Origin of the sequence: Niveispirillum sp. BGYR6, from assembly GCF_027568365.1 — a bacterium.
In the GTDB taxonomy this organism is placed as follows: domain Bacteria; phylum Pseudomonadota; class Alphaproteobacteria; order Azospirillales; family Azospirillaceae; genus Niveispirillum.
In genome coordinates, this window is sequence record NZ_JANLNL010000005.1 from 285935 (window position 1) to 312599 (window position 26665).

The window sequence follows — 26665 nt, forward strand, 5'->3', positions numbered from 1 at the left end:
GCGCAGAGGGACGAACTTTCTTCCCTCCTGTCCTTTTGCACAGGTGCCGCCCCTGTGCCGCTTCCGCCACAATCGTGATGTTTTAACCATCATCGACGCCACGATCCGATAAGATGCGCGGGCGGGACCGGTGGAAGGGGGGGCGGCAGTGGAAGCCATCAACGAGGCGATTTTCCTGGCGGGGTTGCTGCTGCTGCTGTCCATTCTGGCTGGCCGCGTCTCCTCCCGGTTGGGCGCGCCCTTGTTGCTGGTCTTCCTGGGGCTGGGGATGCTGGCGGGGGAGGATGGGCCGGGCAACATCCAGTTCCATGATTTCCATATGGCCTATCTGATGGGCAGCATGGCGCTGGCCGTCATCCTGTTCGATGGCGGCCTGCGCACACCGGCCGAAACGTTCAAGCTGGCCCGTGGCCCCGCCTTCAGCCTGGCCACCCTGGGCGTGCTGGTGACGGCGGTGGGCACGGGCGCGCTCGCGTCCTTCCTGCTGGGGCTGGGCTGGGCAGAGGGGTTCCTGGTCGGGGCCATCATCGCGTCCACCGATGCGGCGGCTGTCTTCTTCCTGCTGAACCTGCGCGGCATGGCGCTGCGCGGGCGGGTTTCCGCCACGCTGGAGGTGGAATCCGGCCTGAACGATCCAATGGCCGTGCTGCTGACCGTGCTGGCCGTGGAAATGGTGATGACCCCCGCCGGCCTGTCACTGCCGATGCTGGCGCTGGAATTCCTGCAGCAGCTGATCGGCGGGGCGGCCCTGGGCTTGGCTGGCGGCTTTCTGCTGGTCTGGCTGGTCAACCGGCTGGATCTGGCCGATGGGCTTTATCCCATCCTGGCCGTCTCCTTCTCCCTGTTCATCTTCGGTGGGGCGCAGGCGGCGGGGGCATCGGGTTTCCTGGCCGTCTATCTGGCAGGATTCATCCTGGGCAATCGCCGGCACAAGGCCGACCGGCTGATCCGCCGCTTTCATGACGGGCTGGCCTGGCTGGCCCAGATCGGCCTGTTCGTCATGCTGGGCCTGCTGGTCACCCCGTCGCGGCTGGAACCCTATCTGCTGCCGGGCGGGCTGGTGGCGGTGGGGCTGATGCTGCTGGCGCGGCCGCTGGCGGTGTTCCTCTGTCTTGCCCCTTTCCGTTTCACCCTGACGGAACGGATTTATGTGTCCTGGGTGGGGCTGCGCGGGGCGGTGCCCATCGTGCTGGCCACCATTCCCGTGCTGGCCGGGGTGCCGGGGGCCGATGCCTATTTCGCCGTCGCCTTTGTGGTTGTGCTGCTGTCCCTGCTGATCCAGGGCTGGACGGTGGGGCCGGCGGCCCGGCTGCTGGGCCTGCTGGCCCCACCGCAGCCGGACCCGCCCAGCCGCGCCGATGTGGACCTGCCCGATGGCAGCGGCCAGCTGGCCGTCTTTACCGTGGCGCGTGACAGCGAGGCGGCCCTGCGCGGGCGGGGCCGGCTGCTGATCCCGGAAAGCGTGCAGCTGTTGGCGCTGATCCAGAATGGCCGCCCGGTGCGCCCCGAAGATGCGGTGGGCCTGCAACCAGGCGACACCGTGCTCGCCATGGGCGATCAGGAGGCGCTGGCCGTGATGGACCGGCTGTTTGGCCGGCGGGCCAAGGCCCTGCAGGAACGCCCGGCCGGTGATTTCCAAATCCAGGCCGATATGCCGGCCGCCGCCGTGGGCGGCATGTATGGGTTTGAGACGGGCGGGGAAAGCAGGGATACCCTGGCCGATTACATCCGCCAGCGGCTGGGCCGCACCCCGGCCCTGGGCGACCGGGTGCGGGTGGGGGAAATCGACCTGATCGTCGCCGCCATGGAAGGCGACCATGCCAGCCTGATCGGCATCGACCTGACCCCGCCCACCGGTGGGCTGGATGCCTTGCGCGGCCGCTGGCGGGAAATGCGCCGCCGCCTGCCCCGACGCCGAAGCCGAGGCCGCCCACCGGAAAAACCCGCCGCCGATGCAGCGGAATAGGTTGCTTATGGTCCGCTTTCCCTTCTCAAAAGAGGTAAAAAGTCATTTGAAATCAATCTGAATAAAACATACAAGAAGGGCACTGCTCTTTTCCAGGGGATGGCAATTTTGCGTTTGCGCCAGCTGGCTGCCGCCGGCCTGTTCTGCATGGGGGCCGCCCTTATTGCCCACGGGCAGGACAATGCTCTGCCCCCTGAATATGAGCCGGCCATTGAAAATATGGACCGCCAGCCGGAGCCGGCGGAAGCCTTGATGCGCACACATCAGGATGTCTGGCTGGCAAAGCTGGACCTGATGCTGTTCTTGCATGGTTTCCGGGCCACCAGCCCGGAACGGGATAGCGAAATCAACCGTTTAAGCCAGGCGATCGCGCAGGAGGCCTGGACACATATCCCTGAAAATTCTGCTGCCCGGCTTCCCGGCCGGCCGCCGGTCTATGATGGGACATCCAAAAGCCTGATCCCGACGCTGCAGCTTGCCTCCCTGTCCGGGATCGCCAACGAAAACGCCTTTGCCTCCTATCTGATTCCCTGCCCGGTCCTGTTGAAAAGACCTGATCTTTTGGATGCGGCCAAGGCGATGTTCGGATCCAGCCTGGATAATCATACACCCCGTTCAGGGTGCGAATGGGGCCGTGGTGCTGTGGAGGGGTTTCCCGTCCAGGCGGTGGCGGCGTTCCGGGATTTGGCTGATGAAGCGGACGTCATCTATCTGCCACCCCTGGCCGGCAGCATACGGTACGGCATGGCCAAGCAACAAAGTTATCTGATTGAACGCATAAAACTGAAACTGATCCAGATTAAAGCCGACAGTGTCGAAATGCCCGTCCTGCAAAGCCCCTACAAAGCATGGGGCTATCTTTCTTTATATAATCATCGGCTGGACCAGCGAATCGGGGAATCCTACATAAAATCGGTCAATGATATTGCCCGTTACTATGGGGAAAAGACGCCTGCCACCGTGCAGGCCATCGCCAATGCGTTGAAGTCCGTCGCATTGGGGGCCTGCCCCAGCGCGCCCCACGGTGACAGCCTGCGGGAAGCCCTGCTGGACGGTGCAGCGGCTGGCGCCATTGAAGCAAAACTGGCCGCGATCAGCAGCGCATCCATGAGCGATGAGTCAGCCCTTGAATCAAAGCAAGTGCTTGCCTGCGCCACCGATGCCGGGATCGATCCCATCATGCATATCGCTGTGGCCCGGCCGGACGTGCTGGCATTGATTGCCGCACATCCCCTGATTGGCGGGGTCGATCGCCGCAACGATTTTGGCAAAACGCCGCTGATGACGGCTGCACAGTTCGATCTTCTGCCCGCCGTCACCTGGCTGCTGGCCAACAAGGCCGATGTCGGCGCCACGACAGAGGCCACGGAGGAAGGGGCCGATATCAAACATGGTCAACGGACAGCCCTGCATTATGCCGCTGCCAATGCTGGCCTTCCCGTGATTGAGGCGTTGCTGCGGGCCGGGGCCGATCCTGCGGTCAAGGATGATGAAGGGGCCACGCCGCTGGATTATCTGAACGGGAAGGGCCCTGTCCCCCCCAATCCCCACCTTGCCGGCGCAGAACTGGACCGGGTACGGGGCCTTCTTGGCAAGCATTGAGGGCAGTGACCATCCATCCTGGATGGCGTCGCTTCAACGGGCTGCTTCCTTATCCTGATGGCGCGCCCGCGGGTGGCAGTTTTTCCCGCAAGCGCGTCAGCAGCGGGCCGGCGGGGTGATAGGGCTGCAGGTCGCCCGGCAGGGCCGGACCGGCGATCACCGCCGCCAGCCGGCCCGTATCATCCAGCAGGAAGGGGGGCGGGGCCAGCCCCGGCGGCAGATCCAGCAATAAGACGGGCAACGGCCCTTCCTCCCGCCGGGCGGTGATCATCACCGTGCGGTCAGGCTTGCCGGGCGGATGCAGCAGGCTGCCCACCGGCGGGCTGCGTGGGCGGGCAGGCGCCAGGCCGGGCAGGGGATGGGCACCCATCTCCACCCGCAACAACATGGCCGCCGCCAACCGATCCCAGGCCAGCGGCACCGCTTGCCCCCCGGCATCGCCCGCCCCGCGCACAGGCAGGGCCGGGGCGGCCCCGGCGGCCAGCCAGTCGGGTTGCATGTCCAGCGGCATCAGGGCCAGCCCATCCAGCCCCAGCAGCAGGGCCGGACGCTGGCGGGAAGGCGTCTGCACCGTCAGCAACGGATCACCGATGGCAACGGCCGGCGGGGTGGCATCCATCACGGCCTCTCCCTCACCATCCATCGTACCCGGTTCGGCAAAGGAGGCGGGAGACGGCACAGACGGGGGCAGGGAAGCCGCCATCATGGCCGGTGCTGGAACTGGAGCAGAAGGCGGCGGCAGAACAGAGGCGGGCAGGGTGGGGGGCGCTGCCGGCGTGCCTGCCGCCGCCACCCCATCTTCAGCCGCGGGGTTGGCCAGCACCCGCCGGAAATCCGGCCGGCTGGCCAGCTGGCGCGCCGCATCGGCCAGGGCATTGCCCAGGATCAGCAATTTGCCATCGTCGGAGGCTGGAATATCGGTCCCACCCCGGCCATGGCTGGTCAGCACTTGTGGCGGCCTTCCATCCCGCCGCAGGGTCCATTCCACTGATACCGTCGCCGTGCCCGTCTCCCCGATCGGTTTATCGAACCAGAAATCATTGGCGCGGCAGAGATCGAATGTAAGCGCAGTGATACGGGCGGAAAGTTCCCAGGGCTGGGCCGGGCGCAGGGGGCCATGGCGCTTGTCATCGGCCAGCGGGGCGCCGCCCGCCGCCATGCCGTCGCGCACCGCCACGGACAGCTGCGTATCCCAGGAAGGCCGTTGATTCCAGGCGATCTCATTGAAGGGCGGACGGCAGAGCAGGCCGAAACCATAGCCACCAACACTGCCGCCGCGCGGCACATCAACCACAACGGTGCCCAGCGCCAGCGGCAAAGGCGGCCCACCGGTGCCGCGTGGCAAGGGCGTAATGCCCTCGCCACAAGCGGCCAGCAGCAGACAGCAAAGCAGGGCAAGGGCGAAAAGGGGGCGCAAGGGCAGCACAATCAATGGGATATTTCGCCCATTGAAATGCAATTAACCTTTCAGCGCAAGCCCCTGTGCGCAATAGAGCAGGAGGTCGGCCCGTTAACCGGTAAGGATGGAGACGATCAGCGCCTCTTCCACCACCGGCTGACCGACAACATTGTTGGCCAGATCACGCAGCCATTCTTTCAGGTGGTTCACCTGTTCCGGCCCGGAATCCCGGTCCACCAGATTGTCCTGCGGCAGCCGTTCGGTGACCAGCCCGATGATCCGCGGCTTATAGGCATTCACCAGATCGGCTTCCTGCTGCATCTGTTCGCTTTCGCGCACCACCAGGGTGAAGCGCAGCCGCAGATAGGCCAGCCGATCCTTGCCGGGCAGCTGAATGGGCGGGAATTTGATGAAGCGGATTTTCGGGTCAACCGCTTCCGCAGCCTGTGCCGGGGTCGTATCCACCAGGGCAAGGCAGAGGCCGCCGGCCAGCAGACCGCGCAGCAAGCGACGGCGATCCGTCAATCGCTGCCCCATCATACCACCCTGATCTTGCCGCCGCATTCTCTGCCGTCCCGACTTCTGCCGTTCGCCTGCGCCCTTGCCTGTCTAGCAAAGAACCCCTCGACCCGGATAGGGCGATCCCATGACCTTCCGGTCAGCATGTTCCGCCGGCATGGCTGCTCACGCCATTATCAAACTGATGAGTCCATTTATTCATTTGACGGGTGGCCGGTCCCAAGGCACCCTCACAACAAAACTGGACCGTCCAGTTCCGTAATTCGTCCGGGGGACCGATCATGAACAAGAAGCTGGGGCTGATCCTGGCGGTGCCGCTGCTGTTGGGGGCGGGTTATGCCGGCTGGCACTGGTGGAGCGAGGGGCGCTTCATCGAGGGCACCGACAATGCCTATGTGGAAGCGGAGATCATCACGCTCTCCACCCGTGTCGCCGGCCATATCGATCAGGTGGCGGTGGTGGAGAACCAAAAGGTGAAGGAGGGCGATGTCATCCTGCGCCTGGATGACCGTGATTTCCGCGCCCGGCTGGATCAGGCCCGCGCCCAGCGCGATGCGGCGGCGGCGGCCATCACCAATATTGACAGCCGGCTGGTGCTGGAAGATTCGTTGATCGCCCAGGCCACGGCCAGCCTGGCCTCTGCCCAGGCCGAACAGCAGCGGGCCGGCGCCGATGCCAGCCGCTATACCGCCCTGGCCACGCGTGATTTCGCCAGCAAGCAGCAGCTTTCCACCAGCCAGGCCGATGCCGCCAAGGCCGGGGCGGCGGTGAAGCGCGCCCAGGCCGCCCTGGCGGCTGAGCGTGACCAGATCGCTGTGCTGCGCACCGAACGGGTGCAGGCAGAGGCCAATCTGGCCCAGGCAGAGGCCGCCCTGGTGCTGGCGGAAAGTGAGTTGGAAAAGACCGTGCTGCGCGCGCCCAAGGCCGGCGTCATCGGCCGCAACAACGCCCGCGTCGGCCAATATGTCAATGCCGGCACCCAGCTGATGGCGCTGGTGCCGGTGAGTGAGGCCTATGTCACCGCCAATTTCAAGGAAACCCAGATTGACCGGCTGCGCGTCGGCCAGCCGGTGACCATCAAGCTGGATGCCTATCATGATCTGACGGTGACCGGCCGCATCGCCAGCCTGTCCCCCGCCTCGGGCGCGCAGTTCAGCCTGTTGCCGCCCGAGAACGCCACCGGCAATTTCACCAAGATCGTGCAGCGCGTGCCGGTGCGGATTTCCCTGCCCCGGACCGGCCCGATGGCGGGCCGGCTGCGCCCCGGCCTGTCGGTGGAAGTGGCGGTGGATACCCGCGCCGGCGGCAAGGATCTGATCGGCGTCGACGGGCCGGATGCCCAAGCCGACGGCCAGGTGGCGGAGCGCTGAGCCATGACGGACATGACTGTGACAGGGGGGGCCGCCGCTGCCTCCCCCCCGGATGCCGCCATCAACCGGCGGACCGTGATCGGCTTCGTCGCCATGGTGTTCGGCATGTTCATGGCGATCCTGGATATCCAGATCGTCGCTTCCTCCCTGTCGCAGATTCAGTCCGGCGTGGCCGCCAGTGCCGATGAGATTGTTTGGGTCCAGACCAGCTATCTGATCGCCGAAGTGGTGATGATCCCGCTTTCGGGCTTTCTGTCGCGGCTGTTATCCACCCGCGTGCTGTTCACCGCCTCTGCCCTCGGCTTCACGCTGATGAGCTTTCTCTGCGCCCAGTCCGGCAGCATCGGCGAACTGGTGCTGTGGCGCACCCTGCAGGGTTTCATCGGCGGGGCCATGATCCCCACTGTCTTTGCCACCAGCTTCACCGCCTTTCCCCCGGCGCGGCGGGCGGTGGTGACGGTGGTGGTGGGGCTGGTCGCCACGCTGGGCCCCACCATCGGCCCCACCCTGGGCGGCTATCTGACTGAACAGTTCAGCTGGCACTGGCTGTTCCTGATCAATCTGCTGCCGGGGCTGGTGGTCAGCGCCGTGGTGTGGAACTGCATCGATATCGACAAGGGTGATCGCAGCCTGCTGAGCGGGATTGACCTGATCGGCATCGTGCTGCTGGCCACCTTTCTGGGCAGCCTGGAATATGTGATTGAGGAAGGGGCCCGGAACCAATGGTTCGAGGATGAGGAAATTGTCCGCTTCTCTATCCTGGCCGGGGTGGCGGGCGTGCTGTTTTTCTGGCGGATGCTCACATATCGCCGACCCATCGTCGATCTGTCGGCCCTGCGCGATCGCAATTTCGCCATTGGCAGCCTGTATGGGTTCATCATTGGCATCGGGCTTTATGGCTCGGTCTATATGCTGCCGCTTTATCTGGGCCAGATCCGCGGGCTGAACGCCCAGCAGATCGGCGCCACCATGGTGGTCACTGGTCTGTGCCAGTTCCTGTCATCCCCCATTGTCGGCAAACTGTCGGCCAAAATGGATGTGCGCAAGCTGCTGGCCATCGGTTTCTTCCTGCTGGCGGCCAGCTTCTATATCTCCGTGCCGGTGACGGCGGACTGGCAGTTCAATGAACTGCTGTTGCCGCAGATGCTGCGCGGGGCGGGGCTGATGTTCTGCATCATCCCCATCACCACCCTGGCGCTGGGCACCCTGCCGCCGCAGGCGGTGAAGAACGCCTCGGGCCTGTTCAACCTGATGCGCAATCTGGGCGGGGCCTTCGGGCTGGCCGGCATCAATACCGTCATCACCGAACGGCTGGCCCTGCACACCCGTGTGCTTTACGATTGGGTGGACCCGACCCGGCCCGTGGTGCAGGGTTGGATGGAACAGGTGGGTAACCGCCTGACGGTCAGCACCGGCAATGATGCCGGCACGCTGGCGGTTTTATCCGGTATCGTGCAGAAACAGGCCTATGTAATGACCTTTTCCGACCTGTTCCTGGTGATGGCCTTGCTGTTCACGCTTGCCCTGCTGACCCTGCCCTTTGTCAAACGGCCCGTGCTGCGCGGGGCGCCGGATACCGGGGCGCACTGACATGGTGATGGAAGCGGAATGCTGCGCCGGCCCCCGCCGGGCCGGACGCCCCATGGACCCGGCCAAGCGGGAAGCCATTCTGCAGGCGGCGGAATCCGTGTTCATCCAGGAAGGCCATGGCGCCAGCATGGACCGGATCGCCGTGGTGGCCGGCGTCTCCAAACAGACGATCTATAAACATTTCAAGAACAAGGATGCCTTGTTCGAAGCCATGGTCCGCCGGCGCAGCGATGCACTGGTGGAACCCATCACCAGCATGGGCGCCAATGCCAGCCCCGCCGCCGTGCTGGAAGCCCAGGGAATGCGCTTTCTGGACCTGCTGACCCGGCCGCATTACCCCTGTCTGGTACGGGTGATCATTTCCGCCAGCACCCAGGCCCAATCCCCCGATGCCGGCCCGCATTTCTATGAAAACGGCCCGCTGCTGACCCTGCAGCGCATGGCCGATTACCTGCGTCGGCAGAACGAGGCCGGCAACCTGCGGATTGCCGATCCGGCGCTGGCGGCCGAACAGTTTTTCGGGCTGGTCAACGGCCAGCTGCAGCTGCGCACCCTGCTGGGGCAGAATGCGCAGATGACCCCGGATCAGATGCGCGCCCGCGCCCAGGCCGCCGTGCAGGTCTTCATGGCCGCCTATGGGCCGAAGGATTGAGGATAGAGGCAAATATTTTGTAGGGAGGCCGCGTTTCCGACTGTCACGTGGCCTTAAAAAGAGTTTAGTACCCGTCCGGAAAGTTTCACGTCATCTCAACGTCTTACACGTCTTATCTTTAAGCGCTACCGTCACCCCGGCGAAGGCCGGGGTGACGGGATCAGAACATTAACGTGTTGAGAAAGAACGAAAACTTTCCGGACAAACACTCCGGAAAAGGCCGATGGGGGCCATCCCAGCAGCCCCATAAACTTGACCCAAGCCTCAAGCCATCCGGCGGATCGGCGGGCTGTCTTCCGGTTGGATCAGGTCAGACAGGTGGGCCGCCAGGGCGCGACCCTTGTCGGTCAGGGTGATGATCTTGCGGCGCCGCTCCCGCGGGTCTTCCTCCGCCTGTACCAGATCGTGGCCCTCCTTGCCGAAACTGTGCCATTTCGACAAGGCGGCCACGTTGCGGGAGGCGGAAGACTGGGCAATGCCCAGCCGTTCAGACAGATCGCGGATCGACAGACCCTCATTCTGCGCGATGGTCAGAAAGGACAGCGCATACTGGATCGGCAGATCCGGATCCAGCACGCGCAACGCCTCCAAGACGCGGACCAGCGGGTCCAGCGCGTCAGGATGCCAACCGGCAGTCTGTGGGTGGTTTACGGCCATGTATTGTTGGTCCCCGTGCCGGCGGCCGCCAACGGGCCGGCGTGTAAATCAAATGCAGGCGGCCGAGCCAGATCAACAGCTCGCCATTCTCGCGGCGGAGGTCGTAACGGCGTCCGCCGGGGGCGCCATGATCGGCCCAGCGGGCCAGTTCAATGAATAATTTCGGCCCCTTGGCCACAGAGAAGAAGAAGCTCATCACAGCCCTCGAATGTTCGAAAGATCGTTTGTTGGTTGAGGGGAATTTTTTGGGCGACCAGTCGCGCGCCGGTTCGGCAACGCACAGCGTCCCCGGTACCGGTAAAGTGTGAATTCATGTCCATCGAATTGGCTCCTTATGCTGGGGGGTGGCGGGAAGGGTTCAGCGGACTCTATCGCCGATCTGCGGGAAGGTTGCAAGGAACAATCTGTCCCGGTACTCCGTCAGTTCCGAGATCGGATGCATACGGAACGAAAATGGCCGGCGATGGCGGCCGCTGCTCAGGCTTTCGGTGAAATGCCGCCCGGCGCCATCAAATTCCCGCAGGATGACGGCGGGCAGATCGTCGGGCCGGGTCACAGGGCGCAACCAGCCCAATAACCGGGCCAGAAACAGGGGGATGCTCATGGGAATGATCCTTTATTCATGCGTTGACGCAAAACATCCGCGATCGGATGATTTGCGTCAAGCCGGCAGCCCCTGCGTGGAACGCGAACCGTCCATGCCAGGGCGGGGCCGCCCGACCCTTTCCATGCTGTCGGATGGTTTGCCAATGGCCCCTTGCTTGCCATAGACTGTCACAAAACAACCCAAGCAAGCGGATCCATACCACCATGCCGCGTGGCGATCTTTTCTTCCCGCTGGAGCCCTTTCAGACCGGCCGCCTGAAGGTGGACGATCTCCACACGCTGTATTGGGAGCAATCCGGCAACCCGGAAGGGGTGCCGGTGCTGTTCCTGCATGGCGGGCCGGGGGCGGGGGCATCGCCCACCCATCGCCGCTTCTTTGATCCCACCCATTACCGCATCATTATTCTGGACCAGCGCGGCGCCGGCCGCTCCACCCCGCTGGGGGAATTGCGCGATAATGATATCCCGCATCTGGTGGCCGACCTGGAACAGCTGCGGGAAATGCTGGGGATCAAGCGCTGGCTGGTCTTTGGCGGCTCCTGGGGCTCCACCCTCTCCATCGCCTACGCCCAGGCCCATCCCGATCGGGTGATCGGGCTGATCCTGCGCGGCATCTTCCTGATGCGCCAGACGGAGATTGACTGGTTCCTTTATGGGATGCGCCAGTTCTTCCCCGAAGCCTGGCACAATTTCGTCAGCTATATCCCGGTGGCAGAGCGGAACGACCTGCTGGAAGCTTATTGGAAGCGGCTGACCCACGATAACCCGTCGGTGCGGATGCAGGCCGCCCGCGTGTGGAGCATGTATGAGGGGGCCTGCTCCACCCTGCTGCCCAGCCCGGAACTGGTTTCCGCCTCGGGCGAGGATACCCATGCGCTGGGGCTGGCCCGGATTGAGGCGCATTATTTCCGCAACAACATGCTGACCCCGGAAGACAAGCTGCTGCGCGATGTCGATCGTATCCGGCATATCCCGGCGGTGATTATCCAGGGCCGCTATGATGTGGTCTGCCCCATCAATACGGCCGATGCGCTGCACCGCGCCTGGCCGGAGGCGGATTACATCATCGTGCCGGATGCCGGGCACAGCGCCATGGAACCGGGCATTCGCACGGCTTTGGTGCAGGCGACGGAACGGTTCAAAACCTTGCGTTGAAGGGACGGAATTTTCTGCACGACATGCAGATAAGCGTCACTTGACCATCTCCTGATGGGCGTTAATGCTGAAGATAATGTCCATCGGCGCAGGAAAGCCATGTCGGCCGATCAACAGCTTTCATCCCTCACCCGCCACCGCTCCATCTGGCGGGGGGAGGATGATCGATCCCTGGTCCTGATCGATCAGCGGGCCTTGCCGCAGCGGCTGGCGCTGCGCACGGCTGCCTCCGTGGCGGATATCCTGGCGGCGATCCGGGAAGGCAGCGTGCAGGGGCCGGCCCGCCGCGCCGTGGCCGCCGCCTATGGGCTGGCCCTGGCGGCACGGCGCGACCCCGACATGGCAGCCGTGATGGCGGCTTTCTATACGCTGGCGGTGCTGGACCACCGCTGCCCCCTGCTGCGCGGGGCGCTGGACCGGGTGCGTGACGCGCTGGATATCAGCCCCCCGTCAGAACGGGCCGATAATGCCATGGCGGAGGCCGACGCCATCGCGCAGGAGGATCAGGAAAACCATCTTTCCATCGGCCGCCACGCCCTGCCGCTGCTGCGCGACGGGGACGGGACAGCTGCCCCCCTGATGCTGGCCGCCCCTGCAGGCTGGCTGTCGGCCATCGGCTGGGGTGCGGCCACGGCCGCCTTGTTCCTGGCGCAGGAACAATATGATCTCTGGCGGATCAGCGGCGGCCGGATCGGACAGGGGACAGAGCCCCCGGCCCCGCCACCCCTGGCCCTGACCACCAGCCCGCTGACCGGCTGGGAACTGGCAGAGGCGGGCATTGCCCATCAGGAACTGGATCAGGCCACCGCCTTGGCCCGGCTGGCGGCAGGGCCGGTCAGTGCGGTCTGGCTGGCGGTGGAGCGGGCCACGCCCGCTGGCGATCTTGCGGTACGGCCGGATCAGGCGGCACTGGCACAGGCCGCCCATGCCGCCGGTGTGCCGGTCATCGCCTGTCTGACGGCAGGGGCCATCCATTGGCGGGCGGCGCGGCCCAGCGCCATCGCCGCCCCCGATCTGGCTTTATTGCCCCCTGATATTGTCAGCAGGCTGGTGACGGAACGGGGCATCTGCCGGCCGGATGCCGCCGCCCTGGCCGACCTGTTCCCCGAACAGCTCTCCCCCTTCGACGGGGCCGCCAACGAGGCCTGAGGGGTCGCGGCGCCGCGCGCCCCATGCATCTTATACCAACCCGCCTAAAGGTTAACCTTTAGGCGGGTTGGTATTACACCGCCAGCGGCAGGAAGTGCTGCAGCCGGGCGGCGCCGGCATGGGTATCCAGCTGTTTGGCGGCCACCCAGGCATCGTCGAAACAGGTGGAGGCATAGCGCTCCCCCGGATCGCAGAGCAGGGTGACGATGGAGCCGCTTGCCCCCGCCGCCACCATCTCGCCAATAAGCTCCAGACAGGCGACAATATTGGTGCCAGTGGAGGGGCCGCAGCCGCGCCCCAGCACGCGGCTGATATGGCGGGCGGCCATGATGCTGGCGCTGTCCGGTACGGCGATCATGCGGTCAATCACCTCCGGCATGAAGGAGGGCTCCACCCGGGGCCGGCCGATGCCTTCCACGCAGGAGACGGGGCCCGTCACGGTCAGCACCGACCGGTCGGCAAAATGGCGGTGGAAGACGGAATGTTCCGGGTCAGCCACGCAGAGATTGCTGCTGAACCCGCGATAGCGGATGAAGCGCCCGATGGTGGCCGAGGTGCCGCCCGTGCCGGCACCGCAGACGATCCAGGCCGGCACCGGATGGCGTTCGCGGGCCATCTGGTCGAAGATGCTGTCGGCGATGCAGCCATTGCCGCGCCAGTCGGTGGCGCGTTCAGCATAGGTGAACTGGTCCAGATAATGGCCACCCGTCTCCCGCGCAATGCGTTCGGCCGTATCATAGACCTGCCGTGGATCATCCACCATATGGCAATGCCCGCCCTGATGGCGGATGGCCGCCACCTTTTCCGCCGCTGTGGCGGCGGGGATGACGGCGATGAAGCGCAGGCCCAGCAGCCGGGCGAAATAGGCCTCTGACACGGCGGTGGAGCCGGAGGAGGATTCCACCAGCGTCGTTTCCGGCCCGATCCAGCCATTGCACAGCGCGTGCAGAAACAGGGACCGCGCCAGCCGGTGCTTCAGGCTGCCGGTCGGGTGGCTGGATTCATCCTTCAGATACAGATCAATGCCCGGCGCATGGGCCAGCGGCACGCCGATCAGATGGGTGTCGGCCGAGCGGTGCTGTTCGGCCCGGATGATCTCCACCGCCCTGGCCAGCCATTCGCGTTGCGTGTTCATGCTACCCTGTCCTGTGCCTGATCCTGTTCTTGTCCCCGCCATGGCGCCTGCGCGGCCGGGCAGGGGTCTTCTTTTTAACCGCAGACGGGCGGGATGTGTTTGCAATGTCATGTGGGGGTGCTGGACCCTGCGCAACGTGAGTGTATGATAGAAGAGATTGGCGCAAAAATTTTGCGCCCTGGTCGGAAAGGCTCAAGCCCATGCCGGTGATTGTCAGGATATGCCCATGATCAATGCGCGCGATATTGCCATTCTCGACATTCTGCAGCGCGACAGCGACACGTCCCTCAGCGAGATGGGGGAGAAGGTGCATCTTTCCCCCTCCGCCTGTTCGCGCCGCATCGCACAGCTGCGGGAGGCGGGGTTCATCCGCCGCAATGTGGCGCTGCTGGATCGCGCCACGGTGGGGCTGCCCACCACCCTGTTTGTCACGGTGGGTTCCGGGGAGCACAGTGAGGAATGGACCAGCCGCTTCCGCCAGGCCGTGGCCGAAATCCCCGAAATTGTCGAGGCGCACCGGATGACCGGATCGGTCGATTACATCCTGAAAATCGTGCTGCCCAATGTGGAGGATTATGATCGGGTTTATAAGCAACTGATCCGGCGGATCAAGATGACCGATGTCAGCGCCTTCATCTCCATGGAGACGGTGAAATCGGTGGAAGCACTGCCGCTGACGGTCTTGCGCAATGCCGCCAGTCAGGGATGATGGTGTGCGCCAACTTCCCGCATTGATCCTTATCTTATGTTTTTGGTATTTCATCCAACCACTTTAAATCACCCCCCATATACATCTTATTATTGTATATGAAAGAAGGAGTTGCACCCGTGCCAATATTTTTTGCCAATTTCTTATTATCTTCAAAGGATGACTCTATTTTCAAATCTGCTTCAGATAAGTCAATGTTATTATTCTTTGCTAATACCTTGATGTTGGATGCGTCATTCTTCTGTGCCATAAATTGATCGTGCAAAATTATCGCCTTATCCTGCCCTTGAGAGATTGCCTTTGCAACCACAGTGGCTGCCAATACCGAATCAGGACCAAGGATTGGTAGATTTTTGAGAATGAATTTTACATGCGGATTTTTTTGCGCGAACTCTTTTATTTCAACGTTAGTTTTGTGACAATATGGACAGTTATAATCAAAAAACTCGACGACGGTATATTTTCCATTAGGATTTAATACAAGATCGTAGGGCTGTTGCTGTAATTGTTTCTCACCATCCTTAATGGCAAGGGAACTTTTATTGAGTGCCTCTTGATCCTGCTGTTCAGATAGGCGAATCAATGATTCAGCGATAATTTCTGGATGTCTCATAACGTATTCATAAACAATTTTTTGTTGATTGAAAAATCCGTAAACAGAAATACCCAAGGCGCACAAAGCTACCGGGAAAGAGAAATATTGCGCCAAACGCGATTTAAGCATCTTATCACCCTCAAGAAAAATTACAGTAGATTGAATCGACCCCCTACCTTTTTGTTGCGAACGAACAAAAAGGTAGGGGGATGCCTCTCTCGTCTCGGCCTTCACAGAAAAACAGTAAATTTAGCCATGAAAACTACCGAGCCGCACGAATCAATGAGATTCTAACGCCCGTCGCGTCACGCCAAATCATAGCAGAACTATCTTTCCGTACGGACTGTGGCAGCTTAATCTTAACAGGAGAAGGTGCTTGTGAACGATATCCATCATCATACCAACACGGCCCAGATTGACAACCATATCCGCAATAATTCGCCCCCCTCCCACAGTGATTCCACATACTGCAACACATTTCATAATGTGGACAAGGCCCATTAACACCTCCGCACTGCTGTGCCACTGCGGGTTTTGAGCCAAAAGCTGAGACCATAATAGCCACAGCAAAAGGAATTGCGACCACACTAAGCATTCTTGCCATTTGAACCTCCAGAGCAAGTAGGTGATTCGATACAAATCAAACCAAGAACAAGAGTGTAGATCGTCAAGAACCAAGCATCTCTCTCATCCCCTCTCAGACGACGAATATAGGGATTGCCATCCACTTCTTGACATCAAGGGGATGTCTCTGGACTCGATGGGTTTCATTGTGCGTAAAATATCTATCGGTGTGTAATTCCTAAAAGAAGAAATGTCAAGTCGGATTTAACGAGTGTTAGATACAGTTCAATGGCGGTGCCACCAATCCGGTCACCGGCAACTGGACCCGCCTCGCCGGGCGTTTCTGGGTGGAAGAGGGGGGGCAAGTTTCCCCGTTTCCGGCATCACCATCGGCAGCGATCTCTATCGTCAGGGAGCGTTCCAGACCGCTTGCATCCTGATCCATGATCTGCAAATCGGAGGGGCGCCAGCGAGACGGGGGAGAAGGTGCATCTTTCTCCCTCCGCCTGTTCGCGCCGTATCGCACAGCTGCGGGAGGCGGGGTTCATCCGCCGCAATGTGGCGCTGCTGGATCGCGCCACGGTGGGGCTGCCCACCACCCTGTTTGTCACGGTGGGTTCCGGGGAGCACAGTGAGGAATGGACCAGCCGCTTCCGCCAGGCCGTGGCCGAAATCCCCGAAATTGTCGAGGCGCACCGGATGACCGGATCGGTCGATTACATCCTGAAAATCGTGCTGCCCAATGTGGAGGATTATGATCGGGTTTATAAGCAACTGATCCGGCGGATCAAGATGACCGATGTCAGCGCCTTCATTTCCATGGAGACGGTGAAATCGGTGGAAGCATTGCCGCTGACGGTCTTGCGCAATGCCGCCAGTCAGGGATGATGGTGCGCGCCCTTCCGCCCCCTGTCCCGGTGATGTCCCTTGTCGTCTGACCAGTTGCCCCGCCTGCGCCGGCTGAACGCCAATTTGCTCTACGCGCTCTATGCCGTGCTGGAAATGCCGACCTTGACGGAGGCGGCGCAGAAAATGGCGCTGACCCAGCCGGCGATGAGCATGGCGCTGCGCCGGCTGCGCGACCATTTCGGCGATGAGTTGGTGATCTATGGCCCCAGCCGGCAATTAACGGCACTGGGGACGGCGCTGCGGCCACGGGTGGGGCGGCTGCTGCGGGAAATTGACGACACGTTCCATCTGTCGCTGGATTTCGATCCGGCGCACGCCAAGGGCAGCGTCATTCTGACGGCACCGGAGGCGATTGAGCTGATCTTCCTCAGCATGGTGGTGGAGAAGATTCTACTGACGGCGCCGGGGCTGGATATCCAGCTGCTGCCCTTTGAATATGGCCGCACGGATCGGCTGTTCGAACGCGGGGTGGATGTGGCCATCGTCCCGGTGGCGATGGCCGACGGGGAATTCTGTTCGCAACCCCTGTTTGATCATGGGCTGACCGGTCTGGTCTGCCGCAATTTCCCCATTACCGACCCTGGCGGTAACATATCGCGCGAAACCTATCTGGCGGGCCGCCATGCTGCCCTGTTCGACACTATCGAACAGGCCATGTTCGCCATGCATGAACCAGACGATCTGCTGCGGCAGCGTCGTATCGTCGTGCGCACGGCCCATTATTCCATGCTGCCGCGTCTGGTGATGAACAGCGACCTGATCGTTACCACCAGCGATTGGCTGGCCCAACACTATGCCAACGACTTGCCGGTCAAAGTGGTCACCCTGCCTGTCGCCAGGAAACCCACCCCCCTGGTGGCGCAGTGGCAGCGCCACCGGGCGGACGAACCGAAGATCCGCTGGATCATCGATATGTTCTTCAAATGTCTATCCTGGCGGGCGCGGTATCGGATGGGGGGCGAGGTCATACCCGGTCGGGGTTAGTGAAACGCGTCGCCCCGCCATTGGCGCGGCGCCGTTCTGACCTCTGGCCTTTCCAACAGAGCACCATCAATCAGATTGATGGTGCAATCATCATTATTGATTTGCATTGATCCAGAGTCAGCCCCAGCATAATCCCAGATGGGGCCGTAATCATACCGCCACTGGCGGTAAAATGGACGATGATCCGGTTTCACCCAAAATAACGCGTAGATAAGCAACCGGTATTCACGCCATGCGTGCATTCACGCATGAATAAATATCCGGAAACAGGGTTACCAAAAACTTTCCCCCTTCTGCCGTGGGGGGAGAGAACGGGCTTGGACGTCAAAAATCCACAGTCGAATAAACCAAAACTCCATCAATCTTGATGGAGAAATAAAAATGAACGGGCGTAGGCGACAACAATTTTCTGCGAAGGGGGCTTTGCATGTCCAACAAAATCACATCCTTTCTGCTGAGCACGGCCACGATGCTGGCCGTGCCGATGGTTCTGGCGCCCCAGATGGTGATGGCGCAGGAGCGCACGATCAGCGTGCCGGCCATGGATATGGGCGAGGCGCTGCGCCAGATCGCTTCCCAGTCCGGCACCAAGATCGAGATGGACCCGGATGCCGTGCGGGGCCTGACCTCCCTGCCGGTCAGCGGGGCCCGCACGGCCGAAGAGGCCATTGACCGGGCGACCAAGGATACAACGCTGCTGACCATGCCGGGCGATAATGGTTCGCTGGTGATCGTCAACGGCATCATCGTGCTGGCGCGGCGCGACGAAGCGGAGACCAGCATCCTGGTCCGCTCCACCTCCACCTCCTCCCGCCTGGGCTTGTCGCTGCGGGAGCAGGCGCGCAACAATCAGGTGATTTCATCCCGCCTGATGGCCGAACAGCAGAGCCAGACCCTGGCCGATGCCTTGCGCAATGCCGGCGGTGTCGTCGTCAACAGCGCCACGGTACAGGGCGGCGTGAATTACTCCGTGCGCGGCTTCGTCTCCAACGGTTCCGTCAACGGGATGCCGACCTCGGGCAGCAGCACCTTCCCGGTGGGGGCGACCCAGCCAACAGCCAATATCGAACGGCTGGAAGTGCTGAAGGGGCCGGATGCCATCCTGCTGGGTGGCAATAATATGGGCGGTACCGTCAATATCGTCACCAAGAAGCCCAGCGCCAACGCCCGCATCTATGGCCTGGCTGAAACTGACAAATGGGGTCTGCGGAAGGGGACGGTGGATGCCAACGGCGCCCTGACCGATGACAAGACCATCACGGCCCGCATCATCGGCACGGCCGGTAAGGCCGACCGCAATTTCGGCGGCTATCGCGGCGACGAGGAATATCTGATCGCGCCGTCCCTCCGGTACAAGAATTTGGGCACCGATGCGATCCTCAGTGCCACGCTCAGCAAGCAGGCCAGCGGCGTCATTCCCTATGCCGTCTTCAGCCCGACCACCAAGCAGCCCTTCGCGGTGGATTATTCCAAACCGCTGATCGGCGGCAAGGATCAGGGGATCGAGATCAAGACCAAGCAGATCAATGCTGAGGTCAATCAGGATGTGACGGACTGGCTGTCTGTCGTTGCCCGTGGTCAGCATCAGGAGATCAACTTCCGGCTTTCGCAATATTCGCCCTTTGCCGTTCTAGCCGGGGATGGCACCTTGCTGGTATCCGGCAGCGGGGTGAAGCAGCGCGGCACCAACGACCTGGTCGACAGTTTCGCCCGGGTGAATTTCACCACGGGCGCGTTCGAACACAAGTTCGTTGGCGGCTTCACCTATACCAAGATGAATGTCGATGCCGATGAGCCGCTGACCGGCGGGATGGCGCCTTATAATTTCCTGACAAAGACACCGGCCCTGAGGCCGTTGACCACGCAGTATAAGCCCAGCTTTACGGTGGATAGCGAGCAGCGGGGCTATTACGGGCAATATCTGGTCAGTGCCTGGGATCTGCATCTGCTGGCCGGCGTGCGCCGGAACATGACGGACGTGGTCTCCAACATTTTCGGTCGCTCGATCACGAGGAGCAAGGGCAAGGCGACAACGCCGAACTTCGGCGCGGTCTATGATATCACCCCTGATATCTCCGCCTTCGGCACCCTGGCTTACGGGTTCCAGCCGACCTTCATCACTGACCGCAACCGGGAGCGTCTGCCCGACATCAAGACGCGCAATGCCGAGGTTGGCGTCAAGCTGGACCTGTTTGATGACAAGGTGCTGGTCAATGCCTCCTGGTTCCGCATCCGGGAGAGCAACAAGCTGATCACCGACCCGGCGGCGCCGCGCTTCCAGATTGCTGCACCCGGCCAGTTGGGCGAAGGCTATGATCTGAACATCACCGGTGAGCCGATCCCCGGCCTGTCCGTCGTCGCCACCTTTGTCCATACCGACTATAGCTTCCTGACCAAGACCAGCCTGGGCAATGTGGTCACGGCGCAGCCGAAGAACAGCTACAGCCTCTACAGCTCCTACCGTCATGATGTGACGGACGAGATTAAGGCCGGCCTGGGGGCGGGCATCTATGGCCGGTCCGGCTCCGCTGTCGATCAGCGTGCCATCAACCGCGTGCCGTCGGCTGTGCAGGTCGATGTCAACGCCTTCCTGACCTATGGCGATATCGACATCAATCTGGGTGTGCGCAACCTGTTCAACAAACAGAATTACGCCTCCACCATCAGCACCAGCTATGTGCCGCTGGGGGAACCACGTTCCTGGCGGTTGAGCATCGGTTACCGTTTCCTGTAAACCTGTGATCGGATCAGCCTGTGCATCCTCAACCAACGCAGACAGGGGAGGTCCGTCGAGAGACGGGCCTCGTCCCCCCGCCGCCGGCCGGGGAACGCTGGCGCCATGCGTTCGGCCTGTTCAAAGCCTATTGGACATCCAAGGACTGGAAATTCGCCTGGGCGAACCTGATCATCCAGATCGGCTTCCAGTTCGGCACGGCCTATATCTTCCTGGCGGCCAATCGTTGGGAACGGGATTTCTTCGACAGTGTTGAACAGCGCAATGTCGAAAAATACGGCATCCTGCTGCTGGCCTTCGTGGGCATCATGGCGATGCAGGTTGGTGCCGTCCTGGTGAATGGCCTGCTGGACCGGCTGTTGACCATCCGCTGGCGCGGCTTCATCACCGAACGCTATATTGACCGCTGGATGGCGCATAACCGGTTCGCGGAGATTGAACGGTTGCGGCTGATCGACAATCCCGATCAGCGCATCGCAGTGGATGTGGAATCCGTCACCAATGCCAGCCTGGGCATGTTGTCCGTGCTGCTGAACTTTCTTGGCTCGGCGGTCACCGCCATCACCTTTGCCATGGTGCTGCTGGAAACGGCCGACCCGATCCGGTTCGACCTGATGGGCATGGCCATCCATATTCCCGGCAGCACCGTCTGGTATGCCTGCATTTACGCCCTGGTCGGCAGCCTGCTGATGGTGAAGATCGGGCAGCCCTATATCCAGGCGACGATGCGTCAGCAGCACCGGGAGGCTGATTTCCGTGCCAACCTGATCCATGTCCGCCGCAACGCGCCACAGATTGGTCTGGCCGGTGCGGTGGGGCTGGAACGCCAGGCCCTGAAGGATTCCTTTACCGAGATCCGGCGCAACTATCGCTCCATCATCATCACCGCTTTGGGGCTGAGCGCGACACAGAGCGTTTATGAACGGATTGGCGGCATCCTGCCTCTGTTCCTGCTGGTGCCTTCCTATTTCGCCGGGACAATCAGCTTTGGCCAGGTGATGGGCGCGCGGGATGCCTTTCAACGGCTGGTCAACCAGCTCTCCTATTTCGTCCAGACCTATCCGCGTATCGGTGAACAGCTGGCTTGTTTGAACCGTCTGAAGGGGCTGGACGACGCCATCGATTATGAACGGCCGCGTGGCATCAGCATCGGGGCCGGTGCGCTGGCTCCTGGTCAGGTGGTTGCCACCCGCGATCTGGCTTTGTTCCTGCCCCATGGCGCCCCCTTGCTGCATGTCGGGGAATGGCAGGTCGGGGTGGGTGAGCGTTGGGCCGTCTGCGGCCCGTCGGGGGCCGGCAAATCCACCCTGCTGCGGGCCATTGCCGGGCTGTGGCCAGATGGCAAGGGTGCCGTCACCATGGCGCCGGATACGGTCGCCATGTTCGTGCCGCAGCGTCTGTACCTGCCGCTGGGCACGCTGAAGGCGGCCCTCTGCTTCCCCGACCTGCCCGAAGCCCATACCGATGCCGAGATCATCCAGTTGCTGGAGCGGGTGCGGCTGGGCAATCTGGCAGAACGACTGCACGTGACAAGCTTCCTTCAGGAAGAATTGTCGCCGGGTGAACAGCAGCGTATCGCGCTGGCCCGCATCCTGCTGCACCGCCCGTCAGTGCTGGTGCTGGATGAGGCGACCAGCGCCCTGGACCCGGACAATGCCCGGCATTTCTATGAATGCCTGCGCAACGACCTGCCCCATTCCACCGTGATCAGCATCGTTCATGATGAACGGTTGCTGGCCCATCACGATCGCTGCCTGACCATCGCCGATGGTGTGGCAACGGCCGCCGCTTTGCCGGGAAAGAACGCATGATCAATCTGCGACTGAACGAGGAACGATTGCGGGCGCTGGCAGCGCTGGCGGTCGATCAGGCGCTGTCCCTGGGCGATGTGGCGGTCAGCGCCACCGCCAGGATCGGCGGCGGGATGCGCGTCACCGTGGCCCAGGGAACCGCCGACAAGGCGCTGCGCGACCTGACCCAGTCGCTGGTGGTGACGGTTTATCAGCAGGGCCGCATGGGTACCGCCAGCACCTCTTCCCTGGAAGAAGCGGCGATCCGCCGGGCGGCGGCTGAAGCGGTGGCGACGGCTGGCCGCGTGGCCCCCGATCCTGATGCCGGTCTGGCCGATCCGGCGACGCTGGCCCATGACACGCCGCTGCCGGAACTGGCGTCGCCGTCTGGCCTGACGGTGGCGGAACTGTCGGAAATGGCCTTCACGGTGGATGCGGCGGCCTGTGGCAGCATCGTCCCGCCCGGTGTCGGCATCCGGGTGGCGGAGGCGGGTGTCGCCTCCAGCGACGGGCGGGTGGCGCTGGCCACGTCGGCGGGCTTCTGCCGCTCCTTCAGCTTCTCGCAGCATGGGCTGTGGGCCATGGTGAAGGCGGAGCAGGATGGCCAGTCAGCCATTGATATTGCTCAGTCGATGGAGCGGCGCTTCCAGTCACTGGACAGTGTGGAGAGGGTGGCCGCCAAGGCGGTAGAACGCGCCGTGTCGCAACTGGGCGCCCGCAGTCTGCCAACGCAGCGTGCTTCCATGCTGTTCGATGCGCGCATCGCCTCTGCCCTGCTGGGCGATGTGGTGGGCGCGCTGGGGGGGATGGCGCAGCACCGCCGGACCAGCCTGTTCCAGGATTCGGTGGGCACGCAGATCGCCCCCGATCATGTTGACCTGCTGGAAGATCCCTTCCTGCCCTATGGGCTGGCCAGCGGTGCCTATGACCGCGAAGGGGTGGCGGGGCAGCAGCGCGCCGTGATCGAAGCGGGCGTGGTGCGCGGCTATTTCCTGGACAGCCGGTCGGCGCGGCGGCTGTCCATGCGCTCCACCGGCAATGCGGATGGGCCGTGGAACCTGCGCTTCACCAGCCGCAACCCGGCCGAAGACCGCGCGGCCCTGTGCGCCCGCATGGGGCGCGGCCTGCTGGTGACACAGTTCAATGGCGGTGCCACCGATCCGGTCACCGGCAACTGGACCCGTGCGGCCGGCGGCTTCTGGGTGGAAGACGGGGTGCCGACCTTCCCCGTTTCCGGCATCACCGTCGGCGGTAATCTGCGCGACATGATCGGCGGCATCGTTGCCATCGGCAGCGATCTTTATCGCCAGGGTGCGTTCCAGACCGGTTCCATCCTGATCCATGATCTGCAAATCGGAGGGGCGCCATGATCGCCATGGACACGCCGGCCCAGGGGCTCAGCCTGCGCTATGCTGAACAGCGGCTGCTGACCCCCCATGATATTGACCTGACGGATATTGCCCGCACGCTGGGGGCGCTGCAGGGGCCGGGCATTGATCTGGCCGACCTGTTCCTGGAATCCGTCCATTCCCGCAGCTGGCGGATGGAAGATGGCAAGGTCGCTGCCGGATCGTTCCGCATCGACCAGGGGGTGGGCGCGCGGGCGGCCAGCGGGGCCGATGTCGCCTTTGCCCATTCGGCCGATCTGCATCCAGGCGCGCTGGCCGATCTGGCCGCCACGGTCAGCGGCCTGCGCCGCAGCAGCAGCGGCACCAACAGCGTGCCGCTGGCCACCAGCCTGCCGCATCATGCCGTCTATCCGCCTGAAAGCGTGGTTAATGAAGGGGATGCGGCGGACTGGATCGCCCTGCTGGAACGGGTCGATCAGGTGGGGCGGGCGGCCGACCCGCGCATCATCCGGGTGGATGCCTTTATCCGGGCCACCGATCAGGTGATCCTGGTGGCCGATATTGCCGGCCGGCTGGCCGCCGATGTGCGCCCCACGGTGCAGATGATGGTGGAGGTGGTGGCCCTGGCCAATGGCCGGCGGGCGCGCGGCAGCGCCGGTGTCGGCGGCCGCCATGCGCTGAGCAGCCTGACCCCGGAGCGGGTGGATGCGACGGTGCGCAAGGCGGTGCAGGTGGCACTGACCAATCTGGAGGCGCGGCCGGCCCCCGCCGGGGTGATGCCGGTGGTGCTGGCCCCCGGTTATGCCGGCGTGCTGTTCCATGAAGCGGTCGGGCATGGGCTGGAAGGCGACCATCACCGCAAGCGCCTGTCGGCCTTTGACGGGCGCATGGGGGAGCGGATTGCCGCCCCCGGCGTCACCGTCATTGATGATGGCAGCCTTCCCGGCAAGCTCGGCTCCTTGGGTATCGATGATGAAGGGGTGCCCGGCGAACGCACGGTATTGATCGAAGATGGTATCCTGACCGGCCTGATGCAGGACCGGCTGAATGCCGGGCTGATGAATGCCAAGCCCACCGGCAATGGCCGCCGGCAATCCTATGCCCATCTGCCCATGCCGCGCATGACCAACACCTTCCTGGCGGCCGGGCAGCATGATCCGGCGGAAATCCTCGCCTCTGTGCGCAACGGCATTTACGCGCCGGGCTTTGGGGGCGGGCAGGTCGATATTGTCAGCGGCCGGTTCAATTTCTCCACCACGGAGGCCTGGTTGATTGAGGATGGCAAGCTGACCGCCCCGCTGGAAGGGGCCACCCTGATCGGCGTCGGGCATGAAGCGCTGAAACAGATTTCCATGATCGGCAATGATCTGGCGCTGGATAATGGCATCGCGCTCTGCGGCAAGCAGGGGCAATCGCTGGATGTCGGCGTCGGCCAGCCCACCATCCGCATCGATGCCATGCTGGTGGGGGGCCGCGGGGGCTGACCGCCCCCGTCGGCGGTCACCACCTCAAAGACGCCCCTGCGTCAACGCAATCCAAGACACAACACCGCCAAGAACGGAACCATGATGAGCACCATCAAAACCATCGGCGATGATGATTTCGCCCCCCTTGAAGCCCAAACCGGCGATGCGCCGCTGCTGCTGATTTTCAGTGCCACCTGGTGCGGCCCCTGCAAGGCCTTGGCGCCGACGCTGGAGGATATCGCCGATGTCTACACCCCCAGTGTCGCCTTTGCCCGCATTGATATCGAACAGGCCCCGGGTCTGGCGGAACGGTTCGGTGTGCGCACCGTGCCCACGCTGGTGCTGCGGCGCGGCGGGCAGGACAAGCTGCGCCATGTTGGTGTGCTGACCCGCACCAAACTGGCCGCCATGTTGGACGAAGCCTGTCAGGAGCCCCAGGCATGAACGAACGGATCATTCACCCCGCCGTGTTGGCGCTGTCGACGGCGCTGCGCTCTCCCCTGCCGGAACAGGGGCCAGACCTGGATATCGGCTTTGCCCAGGCGCTGGCCGTCTGGATGCTGGAAAGCACGAACCCCTGGCCGGATGCGATTGCCCCGCTGATGGCGGAACTGCTGGCTCTGCATCGGCGCGACAGCCAGGGCGATGTCCCCACCCCGGCGGAATGGCAGCGGGTGCGGCAACAGACCCAGCTGTTGCAGAAGAGTGAAGATGAGTTGCTGAACGCGCTGGTCCAGGTGGCCGAAGCGGCAGCCTGGCCGATCTCTACGGGAAAATCGGGCCTGACCGAACTGCATATCGCCGCCGCCATGGTCCAGGCCTGCCAGGCATCCCGCGCCACCGGCTGGACGCTGGAGGATAATAAACAGGCTTTCGCCGTGCTTAATCAGCTGGTCATCGATGTGGATGGCGAACAGCGGCCACGGCATGAAATACCGGCCCTGTTCGCCAAGACCGCGCCAGAGTTGGAACCCCGTTTCACCCGCCAGTTGACGGCCTCCAACGATGCCTTCATCCAGTTTTCTCAGACCTTGAGGGACCGGTTGGCAGCCGGCTGATTGAGGGGGGGGCACGGCCCCCCCCCCTCGCCTTATACCTGCGGCATGAAATCATGACCGTTGGTATTATTTACCCACCGGTGCCACAGCATCTTCCGGGGCGACACCGCCCGCCGCTGCGGCTGGGGCTTTTGCCTTGGTCTTTTTCGGCAAGGGGGCCGGCGGGGTGCTGCTGCCCTCGCCCAGCGGTCGGATCACCAGCACCGAATCCGTCCAGCGGCCGAATTTATAGCCGATGGCGGGCAGATAGCCGGCGCGGGCAAAGCCGAAGCTTTCATGCAGCCGCAGTGACCGTTCATTGGCGGCATCGATATAGCCGATCATCTGCCGGTATCCCGCTGCGGCGCAGGCATCAATCAGGAACTGCATCAGCCGCCGGCCGATGCCCGCCGACAGATGGTCGGGATGCACATAGATCGAATGTTTCACCGCATAGCGATAGGCCGGGCGCTTGCGGAACGGCACCGCATAGGCATAGCCGACCAGTACGCCATCCAGCTCGGCCGCCACATGGGGCAGCCGCTTGTTCAGCATGTTCTTGCGCCGCCGCTTGATATCATCCTCATCCAGCGGTTCCGGCTCGTAATCGCCGATGCCCCGGTGGATGTAATGGCTGTAGATGGCCAGCATCGCCTCCACATCCGCATCGGTGGAGGTGCGGACGATCAGGGTGGGGGCGGCTGGTATTGGCGTTTCATTCATGGATA

At 62.8% G+C, this 26665-nt stretch carries 23 protein-coding genes and 1 pseudogene; 17 read left to right on the forward strand and 7 right to left on the reverse strand.

The features are described 5' to 3' along the window. Positions 1-148: 148 nt before the first annotated feature. Entirely contained in the window at positions 149-1966 is a 1818-nt protein-coding gene (locus PCJ49_RS13850; protein WP_269911415.1) for a potassium/proton antiporter, read from the forward strand. A gap of 108 nt (positions 1967-2074) precedes the next feature. Next, entirely contained in the window at positions 2075-3568 is a 1494-nt protein-coding gene (locus PCJ49_RS13855) for an ankyrin repeat domain-containing protein (protein ID WP_269911416.1), read from the forward strand. Positions 3569-3617: 49 nt separating this feature from the next. Here the strand turns inward: PCJ49_RS13855 and PCJ49_RS13860 are convergent, their stop codons facing one another. Together PCJ49_RS13860 and PCJ49_RS13865 are read right to left on the reverse strand one after the other, a co-directional pair. Next, positions 3618-4985: a hypothetical protein gene (locus tag PCJ49_RS13860; RefSeq protein WP_269911417.1), complete on the reverse strand. Its 1368-nt coding sequence runs from the start codon at positions 4983-4985 to the stop codon at positions 3618-3620. Positions 4986-5078: 93 nt separating this feature from the next. Continuing rightward, positions 5079-5492, reverse strand: coding sequence for a hypothetical protein (locus PCJ49_RS13865; RefSeq protein WP_269911418.1), 414 nt, complete (start codon positions 5490-5492; stop codon positions 5079-5081). Between the two features lie 275 nt (positions 5493-5767). Here PCJ49_RS13865 and PCJ49_RS13870 point away from each other — a divergent pair, with 275 nt between their 5' ends. Genes PCJ49_RS13870 through PCJ49_RS13880 form a run of 3 tightly spaced genes read left to right on the forward strand, consistent with a single transcriptional unit; the run spans position 5768 to position 9098 of the window. After that, positions 5768-6856 carry an HlyD family secretion protein gene (locus PCJ49_RS13870; protein WP_269911419.1) on the forward strand — a complete coding sequence of 363 codons (1089 nt, stop codon included), beginning with the start codon at positions 5768-5770 and terminating at the stop codon, positions 6854-6856. Positions 6857-6859: 3 nt separating this feature from the next. Then, complete coding sequence (locus PCJ49_RS13875) at positions 6860-8446, forward strand: DHA2 family efflux MFS transporter permease subunit (RefSeq protein WP_269911420.1); 1587 nt, start codon at positions 6860-6862, stop codon at positions 8444-8446. 1 nt (position 8447) lies between these two features. Then, a complete protein-coding gene (locus PCJ49_RS13880) occupies positions 8448-9098 on the forward strand; it encodes a TetR/AcrR family transcriptional regulator (protein ID WP_269911421.1) in 651 nt (216 codons plus the stop codon). Positions 9099-9362: 264 nt separating this feature from the next. On the opposite strand, the gene PCJ49_RS13885 is transcribed toward PCJ49_RS13880, so the two are convergent. Both PCJ49_RS13885 and PCJ49_RS13890 read right to left on the reverse strand, forming a co-directional pair. Continuing rightward, the gene (locus tag PCJ49_RS13885; RefSeq protein ID WP_089288736.1) at positions 9363-9755 is read right to left on the reverse strand and encodes a MarR family transcriptional regulator; all 393 of its coding nucleotides are present in this window, start codon (positions 9753-9755) and stop codon (positions 9363-9365) included. A gap of 358 nt (positions 9756-10113) precedes the next feature. Beyond that, on the reverse strand, positions 10114-10359 hold the full coding sequence (locus tag PCJ49_RS13890; RefSeq protein ID WP_269911422.1) for a hypothetical protein: 246 nt from the start codon (positions 10357-10359) through the stop codon (positions 10114-10116). Positions 10360-10565: 206 nt separating this feature from the next. On the opposite strand from PCJ49_RS13890, the gene pip reads away from it, so the two are divergent. Further along, a complete protein-coding gene (pip, locus tag PCJ49_RS13895) occupies positions 10566-11516 on the forward strand; it encodes a prolyl aminopeptidase (RefSeq protein ID WP_269911423.1) in 951 nt (316 codons plus the stop codon). Between the two features lie 99 nt (positions 11517-11615). After that, positions 11616-12665: a hypothetical protein gene (locus PCJ49_RS13900; protein ID WP_269911424.1), complete on the forward strand. Its 1050-nt coding sequence runs from the start codon at positions 11616-11618 to the stop codon at positions 12663-12665. A 73-nt stretch (positions 12666-12738) separates the two neighbouring features. Here PCJ49_RS13900 and PCJ49_RS13905 read toward each other — a convergent pair whose 3' ends face one another. Beyond that, a complete protein-coding gene (locus PCJ49_RS13905; RefSeq protein WP_269911425.1) occupies positions 12739-13800 on the reverse strand; it encodes a PLP-dependent cysteine synthase family protein in 1062 nt (353 codons plus the stop codon). 226 nt (positions 13801-14026) lie between these two features. Here PCJ49_RS13905 and PCJ49_RS13910 point away from each other — a divergent pair, with 226 nt between their 5' ends. Then, positions 14027-14509, forward strand: coding sequence for an Lrp/AsnC family transcriptional regulator (locus PCJ49_RS13910; RefSeq protein ID WP_089288371.1), 483 nt, complete (start codon positions 14027-14029; stop codon positions 14507-14509). Between the two features lie 34 nt (positions 14510-14543). Here PCJ49_RS13910 and PCJ49_RS13915 read toward each other — a convergent pair whose 3' ends face one another. Continuing rightward, positions 14544-15233, reverse strand: coding sequence for a thioredoxin domain-containing protein (locus PCJ49_RS13915; RefSeq protein ID WP_269911426.1), 690 nt, complete (start codon positions 15231-15233; stop codon positions 14544-14546). Positions 15234-16151: 918 nt separating this feature from the next. On the opposite strand from PCJ49_RS13915, the pseudogene PCJ49_RS24695 reads away from it, so the two are divergent. From PCJ49_RS24695 to PCJ49_RS13955, 9 genes and pseudogenes are all read left to right on the forward strand, one after another. Next, positions 16152-16208, forward strand: a pseudogene (locus PCJ49_RS24695) (hypothetical protein); the annotation flags it as partial. Between the two features lie 42 nt (positions 16209-16250). Further along, on the forward strand, positions 16251-16556 hold the full coding sequence (locus PCJ49_RS13920) for an Lrp/AsnC ligand binding domain-containing protein (protein ID WP_347710436.1): 306 nt from the start codon (positions 16251-16253) through the stop codon (positions 16554-16556). A gap of 39 nt (positions 16557-16595) precedes the next feature. Then, positions 16596-17561, forward strand: coding sequence for a LysR family transcriptional regulator (locus tag PCJ49_RS13925; protein WP_269911428.1), 966 nt, complete (start codon positions 16596-16598; stop codon positions 17559-17561). A 427-nt stretch (positions 17562-17988) separates the two neighbouring features. Then, positions 17989-20295 carry a TonB-dependent siderophore receptor gene (locus tag PCJ49_RS13930; RefSeq protein ID WP_269911429.1) on the forward strand — a complete coding sequence of 769 codons (2307 nt, stop codon included), beginning with the start codon at positions 17989-17991 and terminating at the stop codon, positions 20293-20295. 20 nt (positions 20296-20315) lie between these two features. Then, positions 20316-22106 (forward strand): ABC transporter ATP-binding protein/permease, encoded by a 1791-nt coding sequence (locus PCJ49_RS13935; protein WP_269911430.1) that lies wholly within the window; start codon positions 20316-20318, stop codon positions 22104-22106. Beyond that, positions 22103-23455 carry a metallopeptidase TldD-related protein gene (locus tag PCJ49_RS13940; RefSeq protein WP_269911431.1) on the forward strand — a complete coding sequence of 451 codons (1353 nt, stop codon included), beginning with the start codon at positions 22103-22105 and terminating at the stop codon, positions 23453-23455. Before PCJ49_RS13935 ends, PCJ49_RS13940 begins: the two co-directional genes overlap by 4 nt. Then, complete coding sequence (gene tldD / locus PCJ49_RS13945) at positions 23452-24918, forward strand: metalloprotease TldD (RefSeq protein WP_269911432.1); 1467 nt, start codon at positions 23452-23454, stop codon at positions 24916-24918. Before PCJ49_RS13940 ends, tldD begins: the two co-directional genes overlap by 4 nt. 81 nt (positions 24919-24999) lie before the next feature. Beyond that, entirely contained in the window at positions 25000-25344 is a 345-nt protein-coding gene (locus tag PCJ49_RS13950) for a thioredoxin family protein (protein WP_200819932.1), read from the forward strand. Continuing rightward, a complete protein-coding gene (locus tag PCJ49_RS13955; RefSeq protein ID WP_269911433.1) occupies positions 25341-25958 on the forward strand; it encodes a hypothetical protein in 618 nt (205 codons plus the stop codon). Before PCJ49_RS13950 ends, PCJ49_RS13955 begins: the two co-directional genes overlap by 4 nt. Before the next feature lie 66 nt (positions 25959-26024). Here the strand turns inward: PCJ49_RS13955 and PCJ49_RS13960 are convergent, their stop codons facing one another. Beyond that, positions 26025-26660 (reverse strand): GNAT family N-acetyltransferase, encoded by a 636-nt coding sequence (locus PCJ49_RS13960; RefSeq protein ID WP_269911434.1) that lies wholly within the window; start codon positions 26658-26660, stop codon positions 26025-26027. Positions 26661-26665 lie beyond the last annotated feature (5 nt).